This window comes from Chryseobacterium jejuense, from assembly GCF_017877355.1.
Classification (GTDB): domain Bacteria; phylum Bacteroidota; class Bacteroidia; order Flavobacteriales; family Weeksellaceae; genus Chryseobacterium; species Chryseobacterium jejuense_A.
This window is the reverse complement of the sequence record NZ_JAGIPR010000009.1, coordinates 168,982-187,663: the sequence shown is the minus strand read 5'-3', so window position 1 is coordinate 187,663 and position 18,682 is coordinate 168,982. Positions and strand designations below refer to the sequence as shown.

The following is an 18,682-nucleotide window of genomic DNA, read 5'->3' as shown; positions in this document are numbered from 1 at the left end:
CTTCCAAACCTATATTAATTATTCTTCAGATAAAAGGAATTGGAATTATTTTACAAAAAAACTAACTTCGTATTGAAAAATGATGAAATATGATCGCCGAAAAAGAAAGATTACAAGATACCAAATGGAAAAACTGGGGACCTTATGTAAGCAACCGGCAATGGGGAAATGTACGGGAAGATTATAGCCCGAACGGAAATGCATGGAACTACACCAATCATAATAATGCGGAAAGCTATACCTACCGTTGGGGTGAAGAAGGTATCGCAGGAATTTCTGATGTAAAGCAATTGTTCTGCTTTGCTCTTTCATTCTGGAATAAAAGGGATAAAATCGTTAAGGAGCGTTTCTTTGGATTGAGTAATCCACAGGGAAACCACGGTGAAGACATCAAGGAAATTTTCTATTATTTGGATAATACACCTACTCATAGCTATATGAAGATGGTTTATAAATATCCGATCAATGAATTCCCTTATGATGAACTTGTTGCTGAAAACGGCAGACGCAGCAAACAGGAACCGGAGTATGAGATCTTTGATACAGGAATTTTTGATAATGATGCCTATTTTGATATTTTTATTGAATACTGTAAAGCCGATCATAATGATATTCTGGTAAGGGTAACCGTTTGTAACCGAAGCCAGCAGGATGCACCGATCGTAGTAGCACCCACAGCATGGTTTCGAAATAACTGGAAATGGGGCTACAATAGCTATAAAGGAGAAATGAATGCTTCACATGACGGAAGTATCAATATTGGGCACGACAGTATTTCCATCAAAAAGTTTTATTCAAGAAATAGAAATGCTCAAAGTGTATTTTGCGAGAATGAGACCAATACTCCAAAGCTTTATGGAGCTCCACAGGCAGAAAACACTTATTTTAAAGATGGAATCAATGATTTTATCATCCATCACAGCAATACGGTAAATCCTGAGAACAAGGGAACCAAAGCCTCTTTCTTAATTGATGAACTCATTGGAGCCGGGCAATCCCATATTTTTGAATTCAGGTTATGTCCTGATGAAAGCGATGAGCCTTTTGAACGTTTTGATGAGATTTTTATAACAAGACAGGCTGAAGCAGAAGAGTTTTATAATGAAGTCCAAAACGATACCACCAATGAAGATGAAAGGAATGTTCAAAGGCAGGCTTTTGCCGGACTTTTGTGGAATAAGCAGTTCTATCACTACAATATTGGAAAATGGCTGAAAGGTGATCCCAACTTTGAGGCTCCAAGAAACTTTAATGATTATGTAAGAAATACAGAATGGAACCATCTTCACAATAAGGATATTATTTCAATGCCTGATAAATGGGAATACCCGTGGTATGCGACCTGGGATCTTGCTTTTCATTGTGTTCCTTTATCCATCATTGATGCGGAGTTTGCTAAAGGACAACTTTTACTCCTCACCAAGGAATGGTATATGCATCCTAACGGACAGCTGCCAGCCTATGAGTGGAATATGAGTGATGTGAATCCGCCTGTACATGCCTGGTCTTGCTTCAGAGTTTTTAAGATTGATGAAAAAAATAATGGTAAACCCGACTTATTATTCCTTGAGAAAGTCTTCCAAAAACTTCTTTTGAATTTCACCTGGTGGGTCAACCGAAAGGATAAAAACGGAAAGAATATTTTCGGAGGCGGGTTCCTTGGATTGGATAATATCGGAGCCTTTGACCGAAATATGGTTTTAGAGGATGGACAGCATCTGGAACAGGCAGACGGAACAAGCTGGATGGCTATGTATGCGCTGAACATGATGCGAATTGCCATGGAACTTGCCCAATATTACCAGGTATATGAAGATATGACCATCAAATTCTTTGAACATTATCTTTATATCGCGGAAGCCATGGAAAATCTGGGTGAAGGAACAAAAGGTTTATGGAATGAAGAAGATGGATTTTTCTATGATGTTCTCCAACTAGGAAACGGAAATAGTGTTTCTTTACGATTGAGAAGTATTGTTGGATTAATTCCTTTGTTTGCCGTGGAAATCGTAGATCACAGACTCCTGGAAAAAATGCCGAATTTCAAAACCAGAATGGAATGGATCTTAAAGAATAAACCGGAACTCACCAAACTGGTTTCTCACTGGGATGAGGAAGGACAAGGCAGAAAACACTTAATGAGCATTCTCCGTAAAAACCGACTAACCAAAGTATTAACAAGAATGCTTGATGAGAAGGAATTTTTAAGTTCTTACGGAATCCGGGCTATGTCTAAGGTATATGAAGAGAATCCTTTTGTGTTCTCTGTTCATGGTCATGAAAATGTTGTGTATTATACTCCTGCAGAAAGTGACAGCAGAATGTTTGGTGGAAACAGTAACTGGCGCGGGCCTATCTGGTTTCCTATTAATTTTCTGATTGTAGAAAGTTTACAACGCTTCCATTATTATTACGGAAACAGCCTGAAAGTAGAGTTCCCTACCGGAAGTGGTGATAAGAAAAATCTGGATGAAGTGGCTCAAAATATCAGTAAAAGACTTTGCTCTATCTTCTTAAAAGATGAACATGGACAACGCGCCTTCAATGGTGGAAATCCAAAGTTCAACTATGATGAGCATTTTAGAGATTATATCACATTCTTTGAATACTTCCATGGAGATAATGGACGTGGTGTAGGTGCTTCTCATCAAACAGGATGGACAGCTACTGTGGCGAAATTGATAAAACCAAGACTTACCTTCTAATGAGCAATCAGTAATAGGTAGTGAGTCATAAAAAAGAGGCTGTCTCAAAAGTGAGACAGCCTCATCTATAGATTTAAATTTTTTCTCCGTTCACAAATACTTCGTAACCAATTTCTACGTTGGGTTCCAATGTCTTTGATACGGAACAGTATTTTTCGAAAGATAATTCTGCTGCCTTTAAAGCTTTCTTAGGATCAATTTCTCCTTCTAAAAGGAATTTCACCTTAATGGATTTGAAAGGTTTTGCATCATCTACCTGAACTCTCTCCCCTTCTACTTCTGCCTGAAAACTTTTAATTTCCTGGCGCTGCTTCTTTAAAATAGAAACTACGTCTATTCCACTGCATCCTGCTACTGCCATCAGTACACTTTCCATTGGAGAAACTCCTTTAGCTCCCGGCTGTGAAGTATTGTCTAAAAGGATAGAATTTCCCTGTCCATTTGTACATTCAAATAAAAAGTCGTCGTTGATTCTATTAAGTGTTATTTTCATTGTTTCTTATTATTCTTACAAAATTATAAAATTCCTCTGGCTTTTATCTCCAAATATTTATTGATAACGTCGATGTTCAAATTCTCAGGAAGTGTATATACTGTATAAATTCCGTATTTGCGGAGTTCCTGAATAATCAGCTTCTTTTCAAATTCGAATTTTTCAGCAACAATTTCATCATAGATCTCCTGCATACTTTCAGGATTCTTATTAATGAGCGTCTGTAGTTCCGAGTTTTTGAAGAAAACTACTACTAACAGGTGGTTTTTAGCAATTCCGCGAAGATATTTTAACTGACGGTTTAGCCCATCCAGCGTTTCAAAATTAGTAAATAACAGAATCAGGCTTCTTTGATTAATGGAATATTTTACATCCTGATACAATCGGTTGAAATCACTTTCATAGAAATCTGTTTTAATATTATAAAGCGACTCTGATATTTTCTTAAGCTGTCCGGATTTATTCTCAGCAGCAATTTTATTTTCCGCTTTTTTGGAGAAAGTCATCATCCCTGCCCGGTCTCCTTTCCTCAGAATAATATGAGACAAAGCCATAGTTGCATTGATGGAATAATCCAAAAGACTCAATCCTTTGAAAGGCATCTTCATCGTTCTTCCTTTATCAATCAGCATAAAAATACGCTGTGATTTCTCATCCTGAAATTGGTTTACCATCAGACGATTCGCTTTGGAAGTCGCTTTCCAGTTAATCGTTCTGATGTCATCCCCCGGAACGTATTCCTTGATCTGTTCAAATTCCATGGTATGTCCCAGCTTTCTTACCTTTTTGATACCTCCCAACAGGAATTCACTCTGCAAAGCCATCAGCTCATATTTTCTGAGGTGGATAAAAGACGGATAAGCCGGCAGCATCGCATCTTTCTGGAAACTGAATCTTTTCGAAACAAATCCTAAAGGTGATGAAACATAAATATTCAGACTTCCGAAATGATATTCTCCTCTTTCCTTTGGTTCTAAACTATACTGAAAGAAAGTATTTGCTCCGGAATTAATCGTCTTTTCAATCAAAAAGTTTCTTTTCTGAAACTGAAACGGAATCTCATCAATAACTCTGGTGGTGATCTTAAAGTTGTAATTATTTTTGATATCAATCTTTACAAAGTTTTCGTCACCATTGGAAAGCTTTTCTGGTAATATTCTTTGTGCCTGTACAGCATTTTTTTGATTAAAAATCAGCAAATAATCCACCATGGCAGCAAGAAAACTTATCAACAGTGCAATATGGCTCACCCACATCAACACCGGAAAGAAAAATGCCAGAACATACAGTATCCCCACTCCAATGAGCGTGAAGAAGAAACGGGTATTGATGTATAAGTTTTTCATTGTTTAGGTTGCAGGTCGCTGATTATAGGTTTTAGGTAGGTGCTCATTCACTTTATGTAAATCATTATTATTGTGGTGAGCTAATTAAGCCATTCAACATTTTCATTATTTCAATAATTTCTTGATTTAATTTTAAATAATCTTCTTCATTTAAAAATTTGAGATTTTTTGAAATTATTAATTGTGTTTCCACTTCTGCGCAGCTCCCTCTTGATATTTTTAAAAACTGTAGATAATCCAGTTTACTTCTTCTTGAATTTCCCTCAGCAATATTGGAGGGTATAGAAACTGCAGTCCTTCTGATCTGTGATATTAATCCATAGACTTCATTCTTAGGAAAGACTTCTGTAATTCTATAAATTTCAGTAACAAAATCAATAGACTTCTGCCAAACTAAAAGATCTTTAAAATTTGCCATATGTAATATTTTGTACTTTAATTAAACTATATACTTTATCTACTGCCACCTTCTACCTATTATCTACTACCTATCTCGGAATTTCTATTCCCTCTAAGATTTGACGGATAATTTCATCTGCAGTAAGCCCTTCCATCTCTCTTTCCGGAGAAACAATCACTCTGTGTCTTAAAACAGCATAACTTGCCTCCTTGATATCTTCAGGAGTCACAAAATCTCTGCCCCTTAATGCTGCAAAAGCTTTGGAAGCAGTAAGAAGTGCCAGCGAGGCTCTAGGTGAAGCCCCCAGATACAAGAATTGGTTTTCCCTTGTGTTAATGATAATCTTAGCGATATACTCCATCAGTTGAGACTCTACAATGATTTCCTTTACCAAATGCTGGTAGCCCTTCAGCTGTTCAGCTGTTATAACATGGTTTATGCCTTCTGTTTTATCTTCTTTTTTGCTTTCGTGCTGATTTTTAATGATCGCGATTTCCTGCTCAAGGTTCGGATAGCCAACATTAATTTTGAACAAAAATCGGTCTAGCTGTGCTTCAGGAAGTCTGTATGTTCCTTCATGTTCTATTGGGTTTTGGGTAGCTACCACCAGGAATGGTTCCTCCATAATGTAACGGGTTCCATCCATTGTGATCTGTCTTTCCTCCATGACTTCAAATAATGCAGCCTGAGTTTTTGCAGGCGACCTGTTGATCTCATCAATCAATATAAAGTTGGAAAAAATAGGTCCTTTTTTGAATTCAAATTCAGAGTTCTTTACACTGAAAACTGAAGTTCCCAGAATATCTGAAGGCATCAGATCCGGTGTAAACTGAATTCTGCTGAAACCTACATCAATGGTTTTGGCCAATAGTTTTGCTGTAATTGTTTTTGCTACTCCCGGAACACCTTCAATCAGAACATGTCCGTTTGAAAGTAATGCTGCCAGAAGGTGTTCTATCATGTTCTCCTGTCCTACAATTACTTTTCCAATTTCTGCTTTTACCTTATCCAGGCTTGCACGAAGTTCTATCATATCAATTCTCGACTGAAATTGATCTTCGTTTTTATTTAGATTGATAGAAGATTGATTTTCTATGTTTGGGTTATCAAGATTTTCCATAATAAAATTTAATTTACCAATCTAACAATATAGCAATGTAACAATTATCTCTATTCATTAGGAGTAGCCTTTATTATCATTGGTAAACTGTTATATTGTTATATTGTTACATTATTTAAGTATTTCGTCTAGTAATTTATTGATTCTTGCCAGATCTTCTTTCATGACACTGGCATATGGATCCTGTGCTCTTTTGATAAGACTGATTGCCTCATTAATCATCTCCATTGGTTTTCCTGTTTTCAACTGTAGCTTCTTGGCAAATTCTTCATCTATGTTCTGAGTATCAATCAGAAGATCCATTCTTACTTTATTCAGAAAATATTGGGCTTTTTTCGCCATCATATCATGAAAATCGCCTTCCTGAAGATAGAGATTTCCAATGCTTTTCACAAAATCCAGTGATGTATTTCTTAATGGCTCTATAACAGGTACAATTCTCTGTTTTCTTTTCGCATTAAAGAAAATAAAGAGGACCAGTCCCCCCAGGAATACCCACCATGCATATTTCAGCGCCGGATTTCCCAGTACGAATCTCATGAAGAAACGTGAAGCCTTCGTATTACTCTCCACAAACCAAACCGTTTCCCGATCCTGAAGATAAGAGAATACATCTTGAGCATATTTTACATTTCCTGGTTTCAACAGATAATAATTGGTAAGGAAAAGCGGCTCGCTATGAACATAGAAGTTACCTTTTCCGAATTTTACTTTGATAAAGTTAGCCTGATCTGTATTTTTCTTCTCTACCGTTTTTCCAAGTACTTCCACTCCAGGTTTAATAAATGAAAAGCCTCTTCCTGATGGAAATTTATCCAACTGAATGAAATCATTCTTGTATTTTTTATCCGTAAGCTTAAGAACATTCTCTTCTTCAAAAGAAATCTCCGAATCATAAAATCCTATACTGTCTGAAACTTCTTTAGGCATCTGACTTATCACCAGCATGGCATCCGATCCTTTTGAAACCTGATCCATCACTTTTTTCCAGGATTCTGTGTCAATATCAGTTTCAATAATGACAATATTATGAGCTCCTTTTTTATGTTGATTATAATATTCGTAGGGTGCCTGATTGATCTTCTTCAGGTTATTTTTAAAAAGATCTTTAGCTTCGTTATCAAAAACAAAAAGGCCAAATGGTGATTTCTCGTTGACGTCAAAATTTTTACGCCAGTCTGTGGTCTCTTTTTTATTCACTTCAAGCAATGCCAAAATAACCATCACAACGATGAAGATCACAGCATATATTCTGAAAGTCTTATTCATGGTTAATGGAGTTATGGTTTGAATGCCTGATATTGATTTTTAAATTTCTGATAACTTTGCTCATCTATATTGAATTCACCATACCATACATAATCGAAGATATAAGACAGGTCGAAGAATTCATTTTTAAGATGGGGCGCTTTTAGTTCTGCCACATAATCTTTATTGGTCTTTTCAGGATTCCAGTTAATCAGTTTTTTATCATTTAGTTTTTTAAGAATGAATAAGAACTGATAACGTACTGCAGAACGATAATCTCCTGTAAGCTCAAATTTTGCAATACTTTCAGGGAAATTAATTTCATGGATATTTTCATGGAGTTCCTCTACATTCAGATTTAGCTTTTTATTCTTTTTACCGAAAATAAAGTTCCCATCTTTTCCAAGGATATATTTAATGATAAAATATAAAAGAAATCCTACCAGAATAATCGCAAAAAGACGCACAAGTGCTACCGTTACTTTGGATGATTTTTCGAAAACCGTTTCTCCGAAAATACTCCTGAAAATACGGTCAACTTTTCTCAGCAGTTTCTGCCAGAAAGATTCTCTGGGTTTTGATACGGTATAATCAAATTCATTTCCTTTATATCTTGATGGAACATTCTTCTTAAATTCTTTAGGATACAGCTGATTTTCTGAAACCGGATTCTTCATCAGTACAGAATCTGCCCGCAGCATATTATGATAATGCCCCGTTGTATACAATGAATCTGCCATATAATCATCATCCTGAGCTTTAACTAAGCTTAGGGGGAAGACTAATAATATGAAAAAAAGAATCTTATTCATTAATTCCAATAGTGTCTATTTCTTCCAATTCCACTTTCTGATGAAGATCTGTTCTGCTGTCATAATACATCAATCCCGCATTCACATACAACAGATTGGAAAGGAAGAATGAAAGCAGCATCGAAATCCCATAAAACACAAAAAATGCTATTCCAAAAGCACCTGTGAAAGGGTTTTGTTCAAAATTTCCATCGGGTGTATTTGTGAGTACCGAACCATAGAAAAAGATCATCGGAATATAGGTAAATACAGAACTGACTAGTGACATTATAATAAACATCACAAATGATGCTCCCCAATATTTCCAAAAAGGTGATTTTTCACTTCCGTTAGGATAAGAAAACTGTGAACGGATAGAACGGCTCAGGCTTTCCATAAAACCTCTGTCTGAATTAAAATAATCATACATCAGAAATGTAATCACATTAAATAATGTAGGATACACAATCATAACAAGAAAAAATCCGATAAGTACAAAGATCAGAAGATAAGAGAATCCTACCACAAATAATGATAAAGGAATTACAATAAATGTCATCCCAAGGCATAACTTGGCAATTCTACCTATATTCTCTTTAAAGTCACCTAAAATCTCATCCGTCTTTATACTCTTTGCTCCGTTAGCAACCCTTTTCAGATAAAAAACCGGATAAAGATAATTGATAATCGCCAGGATCATAAAAAGCAAAAATGTAAGAACCCCTACCCCAATTAACATTCCGGCATTCTCTGAGAAATACCGTTCAAAATAATAGGTATCTCCACCCAGATTGGAGCCGAAAATTTGAGAAAAAAGTTCTTTATATCCGAAAATAAAAACAGTTACCATTAAAATCAACAGCAGGCCATTGATAAGAATGTAGTTTTTAAAATAATTTTTTCCGTATAATTTGAAAAAGTTGATACTGTCACTGATGAAAGTTCCAAAATCTCTTTTTTTATAAAATTGTATCATTGATGTGTTTATTAGTTTTTTTATTGACAATAGCTGGATATACAAAATAGTAGAATCCTATCACTGCCAGAGATCCCAGAATAATAATCAGATTCAGGATGATAGGCATTTTTAAGGCATGCCTTGTAACATACCCTTCGATAATTCCTGCACAAATAGTGAAAGGAACAGTGCTTAAAAATATTTTAAAAGAGTCTTTAAATCCTTTTTTAAAAGAATTAAATCTTGAAAAAGTTCTTGGAAACAAAATGGATGCTCCTAAAATCAATCCACACATAGCTTCCACAACCATGGCGAATATTTCAAAGACCCCGTGAAGCCAGATTCCTCTTGCACTATCTTTTAATGCTCCATAATCATAGAAAAAGTACTGGAAAGATCCTAACATTACACTGTTGGAAAGCAAAGCAAATAGAGTTCCCACTCCGCCAGCAATCCCATAAATATATAATTTAGCACCTACCTGGATATTGTTGAAAATAATTCCAATGGTTGTTCCCCAGGTTGTTCCACTCTGATAAACTCCAACTGCATTATTCTTTTTAATATTTTCGATGGTTTCATTTACATAACTTTCCCCAAGAATGATATTCACAAAATCTTTATCATACATCGCAGAAAGCACTCCTATGGAAGTAAAAAGAACAAAAAACAGAAAAGCATACAGTAAATATCTCCGATACTGATACACCAGCAACGGCACCTCTGTTTTAAAGAAATACACCAGTCTGTTTTCCTCTACTCTCTTGGTTTTATAAATCTTTTGAAAGATTTGGGAAGATAGGTGATTCAGATAAACAGTAGTATTACTTTTAGGATAGTAAGTCTGAGCAAAAGAAAGATCATTGATCAGGTTTATATACAATGAAGACAGGTCATCAGGATTTTTTTTTATTTTCCCATCAATAACCTGTTCTATTCCCAACCATTTTTCTTTATTTTGTTTAATGAAATAAACTTCTCTCATAATTGTAAGGCTAAAATAATAAAAAATATGTCTCAGATCGCGATAAATACCTCACAAAATGTAAATATTAACTTCAATACAGCAAGTGTTGGAGAAAGAATGCTTGCATTTATCATTGATCTTCTGATTAGGGTTGCCTATATTGTTATCGTCCTGTATTTATTTTTCAACATTCTGGACCTGGGCTATTTACTTAATGGCCTTGATAGTTGGTCTGTAATGGCCGTTTATATTATCCTTACTTTTCCTACTTACATTTATCCTCTTGTTTTGGAGAGCTTAATGGAAGGACAGACTCCTGGAAAAAAACTTATGAAAATCAGAGTGGTAAAGATTGATGGATACCAGGCCAGTTTTGGAGATTATATGATTCGTTGGGTATTCAGGCTGGTTGATGTATCTTTTGCCGGAGTGGTAGGTTTAATTTCAATGATTGTTTCCAAAAACAATCAGCGTTTGGGAGATATCGCTTCCGGAACCGCTGTGATTTCTTTAAAAAATAACATCAATATTTCTCATACTATTCTTGAGAACATCAACGAAGATTATGTCCCTTCATTTCCTCAGGTGATTGCTTTGAGTGATAATGATATGAGAATCATCAAGGATAATTATACTAAAGCTGTGAAAGCAGATGACCGTCAGATCATCAGCAAACTTTCCGATAAGATTAAAAGCATTCTGAAACTGGAAATAGATCCTACTAAAATGACGGAAAGGCAGTTTATCAATGTTATTATTAAAGACTATAACTATTATACTGGAAAGGATAATTAATGCACTTGTCAATAGTCAATTTTGCTTCGCAAATGAAATGGTGAATAAGAAACTCTTGAAACGAATACATTTTATCAGTCCTCATAATTTTTGTATCTTTAATAACAATAAAGCCCTTTATCATGAAATTTGAAAACAACAGATCCGGAAACGGCGGAGTTCTTACCCTGAATAACGAAATAAAAGAAGTAGGAAGATTAACCTATACCATCTTCCCGGAAGATCAAAAACTGATTATTTCTTTTGTTTTGGTACATCCTGAATTTGAAGGAAGAGGAATGGGAAAATATTTAGTGGAAGAAGCCATCAAATTTGCCAGGGAAAATAATTGGAATGTTTACCCTCACTGCTCCTATGCCAGAGCCGTCATGATGAGAATGAATGGTGTGGAGGATATTTTCTTAAAGAGCTAAGACATCCTTTACAAGGATCTCTTCAATATTATCCGGATAATCTACTGTCAGATGGTAATCTGATGCAACCCACTCCATAATCTCCTGCAGATTTAAAACCTTAGAATTAGGAATGCCCATCTTATCAAGAGCACAGGCGTTACATTCCTGTTCATACTGGTTATGAATAGGTATCACAAATAATTTTTTATCCATGAAAAGTGCTTCGGCAGGAGTTTCGAAGCCGGCATTGCACAGAATACCTTCACAGCCTTCAAAATATTTCAGGTATTGAGTTTCATCAATAGGAAATACTTCAACATTTTTCACTTTAACCTGTACTTTACTGTATTTTGAAAACACTTTCCACTCTACCGGAATTTTCCGCAGAACTTTAATTATATTTTCATCTGCAAAACTTGGAAGATAGACAAGATAATAGCCTTGCTTGTAAGGGTTAAGATTTCTGATCTTTCTTCGAATGACCGGTTTTTTAATCTGTGGATGATAATTTTCAAAATGAAATCCAATCTTTCTTTCGCTGGGAACATAATATTTTAAAATCATTTCACCCAGAAAATCCTTTTTTTCAGGTTTAGGGGTTTCCGGAAAACTCATGGATGCCTGATGACTCAATTCGATCATTGGCAGTTTCTTCAATTTTGAGGCCCAGCCTGTCAAAGGTTCGTAATCATTGATGATAAGGTCATATTGGAAAAGTTCTAAATTTCTTATTGTTTTTGCTGCATCAATGAATTTATTATCGGTAAACGTTTTTCGGTATGATAAACCGCCCGTTTTGTTATAAAGAAGGGAAATACCCCTATATTGAAAATCAATGGAAAAATCAGCCTTTAATTGCGATTGATGCCCACTGATGAGTGTATCCACCGAAGCGTACTTTTTGAGTATCGGAATAATCTCCTGTGCTCTGGCCACATGACCGTTTCCGGTACCCTGAAATGCATACAAAATTTTCATTAAGTAAAATTGGTTACGATTTTTAAAAGCTCAGAATTATCCATCTCCTGTATTTCTTCTGCTTCATCATCTTTTAGTAAATGTTTATGATCGTCATAGTAAAAGATCTTCCATTCTTTATCATGATATTCCAATGCAGACAGATTTTCAATCCAATCCCCGGAATTCAGATAAGTACAGGATCCTTTTTTATTAACAACCTCCCGAATCTGCGGCTGATGAATGTGTCCGCAAACCACATAGTCATATTGATTATCAATGGCCAGTTCAGAAGCTGTAAGTTCAAAGTCTCCAATGTACTTTACCGCTTTCTTTACATTATTTTTAATTTTCTTCGAAAATGAATATTTTTCTTTACCCATTTTCTCTAAAAACCAATTCACTACATTATTGATGATAATTAAAAGGTCATATCCCTTTCCACCGAGTTTGGCGATCCATTTGGAATGCTGGACTGATGCATCGAAAACATCACCATGAAAGATCCAGGTTTTCTTCTGGTCAATAGTCAGACAGATTTTATTACAGACTTTAAGTTTTCCCAGTTCAAAGTCGGTAAACTTACGGAACATTTCATCATGATTGCCTGTGATATAATAAACATCCGTATTCTTGGTCGCAAATGAAAGGATCTTTCTGATCACTTTCAAATGAGGTTTAGGGAAGTAAGACTTTTTGAATTGCCAGATATCAATGATATCACCATTCAAAACCAAAGTTTTAGGCTGTATAGAATTGAGGTATCTCAGCAATTCTTTAGCCTTACATCCATAAGTTCCCAAATGAACATCCGATATGACAACTAACTCAACGTTTCTTTTCATCCGTATATTTTTCAGCTTTTAAATTTGCTGGACGGAACGCCTGTTATTTTCATTATCGAAAACATGGTAAGGCGTTTCATAGTTTTTTACAAAGAAACTAATTGAAAGTTAACTGTATATGAATGCTATATTATTTTTTATAAAGAGTTCATTAGCTCTTCAGTAATTTCCATATTATGGTAAACGTTTTGTACATCATCATCATCCTCGAAACGCTCAAGCATTTTCATATTTGCTTTAAATTGTTCTTCGTTTACTTCTTTGGTATTGTTTGGAATTCTTTGTAATTCTGCACTCTTCGCTTCAATTCCAAGCTCATCTAATTTGTGAGATAAAGACCCGAAATCTTCAAAAGCAGTTGTAATCATTACTTCTTCTTCATCTTTTTCTACATCTTCAGCTCCACCATCAATCATTTCCATTTCGAAGTCATCCCACTCCATTTTCACTTGAGCTAAATCGATTGTAAAAATTCCTTTTCTGTCGAAGATAAATGCAAGCTCACCATTTTTACCAAGATTTCCGTCAAACTTATTGAAAATAGCTCTTACGTTAGCTACCGTTCTTGTAGTGTTGTTTGTAGTACACTCTACAAAGAAAGCAACACCTCCCTGTCCGTATCCTTCATAAGTAATTTCTTCATAGTTTTCAGCATCTGCACCACTTGCTTTTTTAATTGCTCTTTCTACGTTATCCTTAGGCATGTTTGCCCCTTTAGCGTTTTGGATACATCTTCTCAATGCCGGGTTAGCTTCTGGATCCGTTCCCCCTGCTTTTACTGCCAATGCAATATCCTTACCTATTTTAGAGAATGTTTTGGCCATTTTATCCCATCTGGCCATTTTAGAAGCTTTTCTATATTCAAATGCTCTTCCCATTTTTAAATTTTAAATTTTCAACAAAATTACTTAAAAGTCAACAAAAAAAAAATACCTCCAAAAAAATTGGAGGTATTCATTATTTAGAAAAATTAATTATTTTTTCTTTTTAGCAGCAGCTTTTTTCTTAGCTGGAGCTTTTCCTTTTTTCACTACAGTCTTCTTCACTACTACGTCTAGATCAGATTTCTTAAGTGCATCCCAAGCAGCACCGTTGATAGCCTCAACAACTACTTTTCTGTCAATCATTCTGTCAGCGTCAGAAGCTTTTGCAGAAACTTGAGCATCTCTAGAACCAACACCAGTAGATTTCAACTGATTACCGTTAACACCTCTAGCTTCAAGAGCACCTACTACAGCAGCAGCTCTTTCTCTTGAAAGTTTCAAGTTGTAAGCAGCAGCACCTTTAGCATCTGTGTGACCAGTTACTAGGAATGTTCCGTCGTTAGATTCTTTAATAATCTTAGCAGCCTCATCTAATTTACCGTTAGATTCTGGTCTAATTGTAGCTTTGTTAAAGTTAAACAAGATACCTTTAAGAGCACCTGTAGCATCTTTAGCAATTACATCTTTTGGTTTAGGACATCCGTTGTATTCTGGAAGACCTGGAACAGTAGGACAAGCATCATCTTTATCTAAGATACCGTCACCGTCTGTATCTGGCCAAGGACAACCTTTGTTTTCAGCAGGACCTGCAACTGTAGGACAAGCATCATCTTTGTCGATAACACCATCACCGTCTGTATCTGGCCAAGGACAACCGTTGTTTTCAACTGGACCAGCTACATCTGGACATTGATCGTCTTTATCTGGAACTCCGTCACCGTCAGTATCAGGACATCCCTGGAATTCTGGTAAACCTGGAGTATCTGGACAAAGATCGTCTTTATCTAGGATACCATCCTTATCTCTATCTCTGTTTCCGAATCTGAATAAGATAGATGCAGAAGCTTGCCAGAAGTTAGCAACAGTAGACTTATCACCTGGAGTTGATACATAATCTCCTTGGATACCAAGACCAAAGTTTTTAGTTACCCAGAAGTTAGCACCAGCACCTGTAGCTACTGTAAAGTGGTTAGCTTTACCGTTTTCGTTACCATCCTTACCATTTGCAACAGATTCTCCTTTGTAGTCATTTCTTGGGAAAGAAAGAGCAGTGTAATCATGTCTTAAATAGTTAGCACCAACTCTTAAGTAAGGGTCAAACCAAGATTCTTCGTTCCATAAAAGACCCGCACCGTGAGCCTGGAAACCAAGACCTGTCATTAGGAAAAATTCTTTCCCCATGTTAAATCTTTTGTTTTCAACATTCCCTACAGAAGTTTGCCAGTCAATAACTAAACCTTTTCCAACGTTTCTAGCAACTGTTAACTTAGATAATGGAGGTGTAATAGAGAAGTTGTTCAAGTTGAACATTCTCTTCGTTAGATTATTAGCAGAGAACGTATTACTGAAACTTGACTGTACTGCTTTGTGGTTTTCCGCATGAGCACCAACTCCGATTAACCACGGATTGTTGGTAGTCTGGGCAAAGACAGTAGAGGCAACAGTAAGCGCCAATGCTGAAATTCCTAATTTTAGATTTTTCATAGAATTAAATGATTAAATAATTGATAATGCAAAATAAATATAATTTTTCTTTATAAACAAAGTTTTTCAAATGATTTTTAACTTTTCTTTAATATTCTGTCCAGGTTCCGCTTATTTTCTCTATCTTTTATGGCCTCTCTTTTATCGAAAAGCTTTTTCCCTCTACCCAGCGCTATCAGCACTTTTGCTTTCCCTCGATCAGTGATATATAATTTCAAAGGTATAATCGTATTTCCTGCATCCTTTAACTTTTTTTCAAGTTTCTGCAATTCTTTTTTGTGCAAGAGCAATTTCCGTTCCCTTTTTGTTTTATGATTGTAAAAAGTTCCCAATTTATACTCATCAATCATCATGTTGATGATGTATAACTCCCCATCAATAAACTGACAGAACGATTCTGTGATAGATGCTTTAGAAGAACGCAAAGATTTTATTTCTGTACCTGTCAAAACCATTCCGGCCTCGTATTCTTCAAGAATTTCATATTCAAAGCGGGCTCTTCTATTTAATATACTAACTGTTTTTTCAATCTTCATCATTTTAAAATTTCGTTAATGAAATATATAAAAAATATCATACATTTAAAAACTTGACTATTATATTATTACAAAATACCCAAATTCTTTTTGTATTTTTGCGCCAAATTTACAAAACTATATGTTAACAGTATCTAACTTATCTTTACAATTCGGGAAAAGAGTTCTTTTTGACGAGGTAAATATTATGTTTACCAAAGGAAACTGCTACGGGATCATCGGAGCAAACGGGGCGGGAAAGTCTACATTCCTTAAAATATTAACAGGAAAGCAGGATCCTACGACAGGTAACGTATCTCTGGAACCAGGGAAGAGAATGTCAGTTTTGGAGCAGGATCACTTTGCTTTTGATCAGTATACTGTTCTTGAAGCTGTATTAAGAGGTAATAAAAAATTATTTGAGATAAAGGAGGAAATGGATGCGTTATACGCAAAAGAAGATTTCTCTGACGCAGATGGAATTAAAGCTGGGGAGCTAGGTGTAATCTATGATGAAATGGGTGGATGGACTGCAGAATCTGATGCACAGACCATGCTTTCCAATGTAGGAATCAAAGATGATATGCACTGGCAAATGATGAGTGAACTTGAGAACAAGGACAAAGTAAAGGTTCTTTTGGCTCAGGCACTTTTCGGAAATCCTGATGTACTAATCCTGGATGAGCCTACCAATGACCTTGATATTGATACAATATCTTGGCTTGAAGATTTCCTTGCTGATTATGAAAACACTGTAATCGTAGTATCTCACGACCGTCACTTCTTGGATACGGTTTGTACACATATCGGAGATTTAGATTATGCTAAGCTTAACCTTTATACAGGTAACTACTCTTTCTGGTACCAAGCATCTCAGTTAGCAACAAGACAAAGAGCTCAGGCTAACAAGAAAGCTGAAGAGAAGAAAAAAGAACTTCAGGACTTCATCGCTAGATTCAGTTCTAACGTTGCTAAGGCTAAACAGGCTACTGCAAGAAAGAAAATGATCGACAAATTAAATATTGACGACATTAAGCCTTCTTCAAGAAGATATCCTGCCATCATTTTTGAAATGGAAAGAGAAGCTGGGGATCAGATCCTTGATGTAAAAGGTCTTGAAAAAACAAAAGACGGAGAATTATTATTCTCTAATATTGACTTAAACCTTAAAAAAGGCGATAAAGTAGCAGTACTTTCTAAAAACTCTCTAGCAATCACTGAATTTTTCGAAATTCTTGCTGGAAATGTTGAGTCAGACAAAGGAACTGTTGCTTGGGGAGTTACTACGAACCAATCTCACATGCCTTTAGATAACACCAATTTCTTCCAGGAAGATTTAAGCTTGGTTGATTGGTTAAGACAATTCACTAAAAACGATGAGGAGCGTCATGAAGAGTTCGTAAGAGGATTCTTAGGAAGAATGCTTTTCTCTGGTGATGAAGCATTGAAATCTTGTAAAGTACTTTCCGGAGGTGAAAAAATGAGATGTATGTTCAGCAGAATGATGCTTCAGAAAGCTAACGTTCTTTTATTAGATGAACCTACCAACCACTTAGACCTTGAAAGTATCACGACTTTGAACAACTCATTGTCTAACTTTAAAGGAAATCTTTTATTGGCGTCTCATGACCACGAAATGTTGTCAACTGTCTGTAACAGAATCATTGAACTGACTCCAAACGGAATTATTGACAGAGAAATGACTTATGACGAATACCTTGCTGATAAAAAAGTAAAGGAATTAAGAGAAAAAATGTATTCTTAGTCTGATACATTCAACAAATATAAAAATACCTCAAAGCAATGCTTTGAGGTATTTTTGTTTAAACAATAAATAAAATAATTATTTTGTAAGTTTCGTTGTTGGAATAGCTACCGTTCCCGGATCTTTCCATAACCCGTCTTTTTCTGCTCTCTTTTTAATCGCCTGAGCTCTTTTTTCACTGTCAGGGTGGGAGTTAAACATTTTTTCAAAACCGGATTGTGTACTTCCTTCTGATAATAAAGCTAATTTCTTGAAAGCGGTATAAGCACCTACTACATCATATTTGTTAGTTTTCATAAAATCATAAGAATAAGTATCTGCTTCAGATTCCTGCTTTTTGCTGTGAGAAGCATCTAAAAATGCATTGGCCATTTTCCCTATCTGACTGTCATTAAGAGTAGCTACCGCACCAGATGCTGATGAAGCTGCATCTAATGCTGCTGCTTTTAGATAAGCAGATTTCATGGCATCTTTTGTATCCTGATTTTTAACGTGACCAATTTCATGACCAATTACAGCCAATAATTCGTTATCCGTCATAATATCCATCAGAGAAGAGAATACACGTACACTACCGTCTGCACAAGCAAAAGCATTGATATCTTTTACTTTATAAACTTTATAGTTCAGGTTCAGACCGTCTTGTGTTTTGTGTTTTCCAAACAGTTTATTCAATCTTACAGTATAAGGATCTTTCGGTCCTGCTACAGCATTGTTTTTATCCATCCAATCTACGGATTCTTTGGATAATTTGATAGCATCTTCGTTCGTAAACGTTAAAGCTTTTGCACCATTTGAAACGATCCCGGCAGCTTTTCCGAGATTAATTTTCTGGGCATTTATCGAATTCATTGCCCCTAAAATTGTAAGGCATACGATAATTTTTTTCATAGTCATTTAAATTTGGAGGACGA

18 protein-coding genes are annotated in these 18,682 nt (G+C 35.7%); 4 read left to right on the top strand and 14 right to left on the bottom strand.

Going from position 1 to position 18,682, the window contains the following annotated elements; genetic code table 11:
* Window positions 1-89 precede the first annotated feature (89 nt).
* Window positions 90-2,705 carry an MGH1-like glycoside hydrolase domain-containing protein gene (locus J2772_RS18170; protein ID WP_209919183.1) on the top strand — a complete coding sequence of 872 codons (2,616 nt, stop codon included), beginning with the start codon at window positions 90-92 and terminating at the stop codon, window positions 2,703-2,705.
* Window positions 2,706-2,778: 73 nt separating this feature from the next.
* Here J2772_RS18170 and J2772_RS18165 read toward each other — a convergent pair whose 3' ends face one another.
* The 8 genes from J2772_RS18165 to J2772_RS18130 all read right to left on the bottom strand — a co-directional run bounded on the left by J2772_RS18165 (window position 2,779) and on the right by J2772_RS18130 (window position 10,046).
* Entirely contained in the window at window positions 2,779-3,198 is a 420-nt protein-coding gene (locus tag J2772_RS18165) for an OsmC family protein (protein ID WP_047096771.1), read from the bottom strand.
* A gap of 23 nt (window positions 3,199-3,221) precedes the next feature.
* On the bottom strand, window positions 3,222-4,544 hold the full coding sequence (locus tag J2772_RS18160; RefSeq protein ID WP_209919182.1) for a DUF58 domain-containing protein: 1,323 nt from the start codon (window positions 4,542-4,544) through the stop codon (window positions 3,222-3,224).
* A 67-nt stretch (window positions 4,545-4,611) separates the two neighbouring features.
* Window positions 4,612-4,962 carry a four helix bundle protein gene (locus tag J2772_RS18155; RefSeq protein ID WP_209919180.1) on the bottom strand — a complete coding sequence of 117 codons (351 nt, stop codon included), beginning with the start codon at window positions 4,960-4,962 and terminating at the stop codon, window positions 4,612-4,614.
* 70 nt (window positions 4,963-5,032) lie between these two features.
* Window positions 5,033-6,064, bottom strand: coding sequence for an AAA family ATPase (locus J2772_RS18150; protein WP_209919177.1), 1,032 nt, complete (start codon window positions 6,062-6,064; stop codon window positions 5,033-5,035).
* Between the two features lie 111 nt (window positions 6,065-6,175).
* Window positions 6,176-7,333 (bottom strand): hypothetical protein, encoded by a 1,158-nt coding sequence (locus tag J2772_RS18145; RefSeq protein ID WP_209919175.1) that lies wholly within the window; start codon window positions 7,331-7,333, stop codon window positions 6,176-6,178.
* An 11-nt stretch (window positions 7,334-7,344) separates the two neighbouring features.
* Window positions 7,345-8,124: a DUF4129 domain-containing protein gene (locus tag J2772_RS18140; RefSeq protein WP_209919173.1), complete on the bottom strand. Its 780-nt coding sequence runs from the start codon at window positions 8,122-8,124 to the stop codon at window positions 7,345-7,347.
* A complete protein-coding gene (locus J2772_RS18135; protein ID WP_209919171.1) occupies window positions 8,117-9,079 on the bottom strand; it encodes a DUF4013 domain-containing protein in 963 nt (320 codons plus the stop codon). The genes J2772_RS18140 and J2772_RS18135 overlap by 8 nt, the downstream gene beginning before the upstream one ends.
* Window positions 9,063-10,046: a stage II sporulation protein M gene (locus J2772_RS18130; RefSeq protein ID WP_209919168.1), complete on the bottom strand. Its 984-nt coding sequence runs from the start codon at window positions 10,044-10,046 to the stop codon at window positions 9,063-9,065. The genes J2772_RS18135 and J2772_RS18130 overlap by 17 nt, the downstream gene beginning before the upstream one ends.
* A gap of 27 nt (window positions 10,047-10,073) precedes the next feature.
* Here J2772_RS18130 and J2772_RS18125 point away from each other — a divergent pair, with 27 nt between their 5' ends.
* Entirely contained in the window at window positions 10,074-10,823 is a 750-nt protein-coding gene (locus J2772_RS18125; RefSeq protein WP_209919166.1) for an RDD family protein, read from the top strand.
* 122 nt (window positions 10,824-10,945) lie between these two features.
* Window positions 10,946-11,236 (top strand): GNAT family N-acetyltransferase, encoded by a 291-nt coding sequence (locus tag J2772_RS18120; protein ID WP_209919164.1) that lies wholly within the window; start codon window positions 10,946-10,948, stop codon window positions 11,234-11,236.
* Here J2772_RS18120 and J2772_RS18115 read toward each other — a convergent pair.
* The 5 genes from J2772_RS18115 to smpB form a co-directional block, all read right to left on the bottom strand.
* Window positions 11,225-12,196: a glycosyltransferase family protein gene (locus J2772_RS18115; RefSeq protein WP_209919161.1), complete on the bottom strand. Its 972-nt coding sequence runs from the start codon at window positions 12,194-12,196 to the stop codon at window positions 11,225-11,227. The genes J2772_RS18120 and J2772_RS18115 overlap by 12 nt on opposite strands.
* Window positions 12,196-13,020 (bottom strand): UDP-2,3-diacylglucosamine diphosphatase, encoded by an 825-nt coding sequence (locus J2772_RS18110; RefSeq protein WP_068940214.1) that lies wholly within the window; start codon window positions 13,018-13,020, stop codon window positions 12,196-12,198. The genes J2772_RS18115 and J2772_RS18110 overlap by 1 nt, the downstream gene beginning before the upstream one ends.
* Window positions 13,021-13,157: 137 nt before the next feature.
* On the bottom strand, window positions 13,158-13,898 hold the full coding sequence (locus tag J2772_RS18105) for a YebC/PmpR family DNA-binding transcriptional regulator (protein WP_089734538.1): 741 nt from the start codon (window positions 13,896-13,898) through the stop codon (window positions 13,158-13,160).
* Window positions 13,899-13,994: 96 nt separating this feature from the next.
* Entirely contained in the window at window positions 13,995-15,488 is a 1,494-nt protein-coding gene (locus J2772_RS18100; protein ID WP_209919159.1) for an OmpA family protein, read from the bottom strand.
* Between the two features lie 77 nt (window positions 15,489-15,565).
* Window positions 15,566-16,024, bottom strand: coding sequence for an SsrA-binding protein SmpB (smpB, locus tag J2772_RS18095; RefSeq protein ID WP_045501613.1), 459 nt, complete (start codon window positions 16,022-16,024; stop codon window positions 15,566-15,568).
* A gap of 121 nt (window positions 16,025-16,145) precedes the next feature.
* Here smpB and J2772_RS18090 point away from each other — a divergent pair, with 121 nt between their 5' ends.
* Entirely contained in the window at window positions 16,146-17,768 is a 1,623-nt protein-coding gene (locus tag J2772_RS18090) for an ABC-F family ATP-binding cassette domain-containing protein (protein WP_209919157.1), read from the top strand.
* Between the two features lie 78 nt (window positions 17,769-17,846).
* Here the strand turns inward: J2772_RS18090 and J2772_RS18085 are convergent, their stop codons facing one another.
* Complete coding sequence (locus tag J2772_RS18085; protein ID WP_209919155.1) at window positions 17,847-18,659, bottom strand: M48 family metallopeptidase; 813 nt, start codon at window positions 18,657-18,659, stop codon at window positions 17,847-17,849.
* Between the last annotated feature and the right edge of the window lie 23 nt (window positions 18,660-18,682).

Excerpts from the sequence above, each read along its gene's own strand:
- J2772_RS18155 (WP_209919180.1), bottom strand. The coding sequence starts at position 4,962 with ATGGCAAATTTTAAAGATCTTTTAGTTTGGCAGAAGTCTATTGATTTT.
- J2772_RS18115 (WP_209919161.1), bottom strand. The coding sequence starts at position 12,196 with ATGAAAATTTTGTATGCATTTCAGGGTACCGGAAACGGTCATGTGGCC.
- J2772_RS18085 (WP_209919155.1), bottom strand. The coding sequence starts at position 18,659 with ATGAAAAAAATTATCGTATGCCTTACAATTTTAGGGGCAATGAATTCG.
- J2772_RS18130 (WP_209919168.1), bottom strand. The coding sequence starts at position 10,046 with ATGAGAGAAGTTTATTTCATTAAACAAAATAAAGAAAAATGGTTGGGA.
- J2772_RS18150 (WP_209919177.1), bottom strand. The coding sequence starts at position 6,064 with ATGGAAAATCTTGATAACCCAAACATAGAAAATCAATCTTCTATCAAT.
- J2772_RS18090 (WP_209919157.1), top strand. The coding sequence starts at position 16,146 with ATGTTAACAGTATCTAACTTATCTTTACAATTCGGGAAAAGAGTTCTT.
- J2772_RS18120 (WP_209919164.1), top strand. The coding sequence starts at position 10,946 with ATGAAATTTGAAAACAACAGATCCGGAAACGGCGGAGTTCTTACCCTG.
- J2772_RS18110 (WP_068940214.1), bottom strand. The coding sequence starts at position 13,020 with ATGAAAAGAAACGTTGAGTTAGTTGTCATATCGGATGTTCATTTGGGA.
- J2772_RS18165 (WP_047096771.1), bottom strand. The coding sequence starts at position 3,198 with ATGAAAATAACACTTAATAGAATCAACGACGACTTTTTATTTGAATGT.
- J2772_RS18125 (WP_209919166.1), top strand. The coding sequence starts at position 10,074 with ATGTCTCAGATCGCGATAAATACCTCACAAAATGTAAATATTAACTTC.
- J2772_RS18145 (WP_209919175.1), bottom strand. The coding sequence starts at position 7,333 with ATGAATAAGACTTTCAGAATATATGCTGTGATCTTCATCGTTGTGATG.
- J2772_RS18100 (WP_209919159.1), bottom strand. The coding sequence starts at position 15,488 with ATGAAAAATCTAAAATTAGGAATTTCAGCATTGGCGCTTACTGTTGCC.
- J2772_RS18160 (WP_209919182.1), bottom strand. The coding sequence starts at position 4,544 with ATGAAAAACTTATACATCAATACCCGTTTCTTCTTCACGCTCATTGGA.
- J2772_RS18170 (WP_209919183.1), top strand. The coding sequence starts at position 90 with ATGATCGCCGAAAAAGAAAGATTACAAGATACCAAATGGAAAAACTGG.
- smpB (WP_045501613.1), bottom strand. The coding sequence starts at position 16,024 with ATGAAGATTGAAAAAACAGTTAGTATATTAAATAGAAGAGCCCGCTTT.
- J2772_RS18105 (WP_089734538.1), bottom strand. The coding sequence starts at position 13,898 with ATGGGAAGAGCATTTGAATATAGAAAAGCTTCTAAAATGGCCAGATGG.
- J2772_RS18140 (WP_209919173.1), bottom strand. The coding sequence starts at position 8,124 with ATGAATAAGATTCTTTTTTTCATATTATTAGTCTTCCCCCTAAGCTTA.
- J2772_RS18135 (WP_209919171.1), bottom strand. The coding sequence starts at position 9,079 with ATGATACAATTTTATAAAAAAAGAGATTTTGGAACTTTCATCAGTGAC.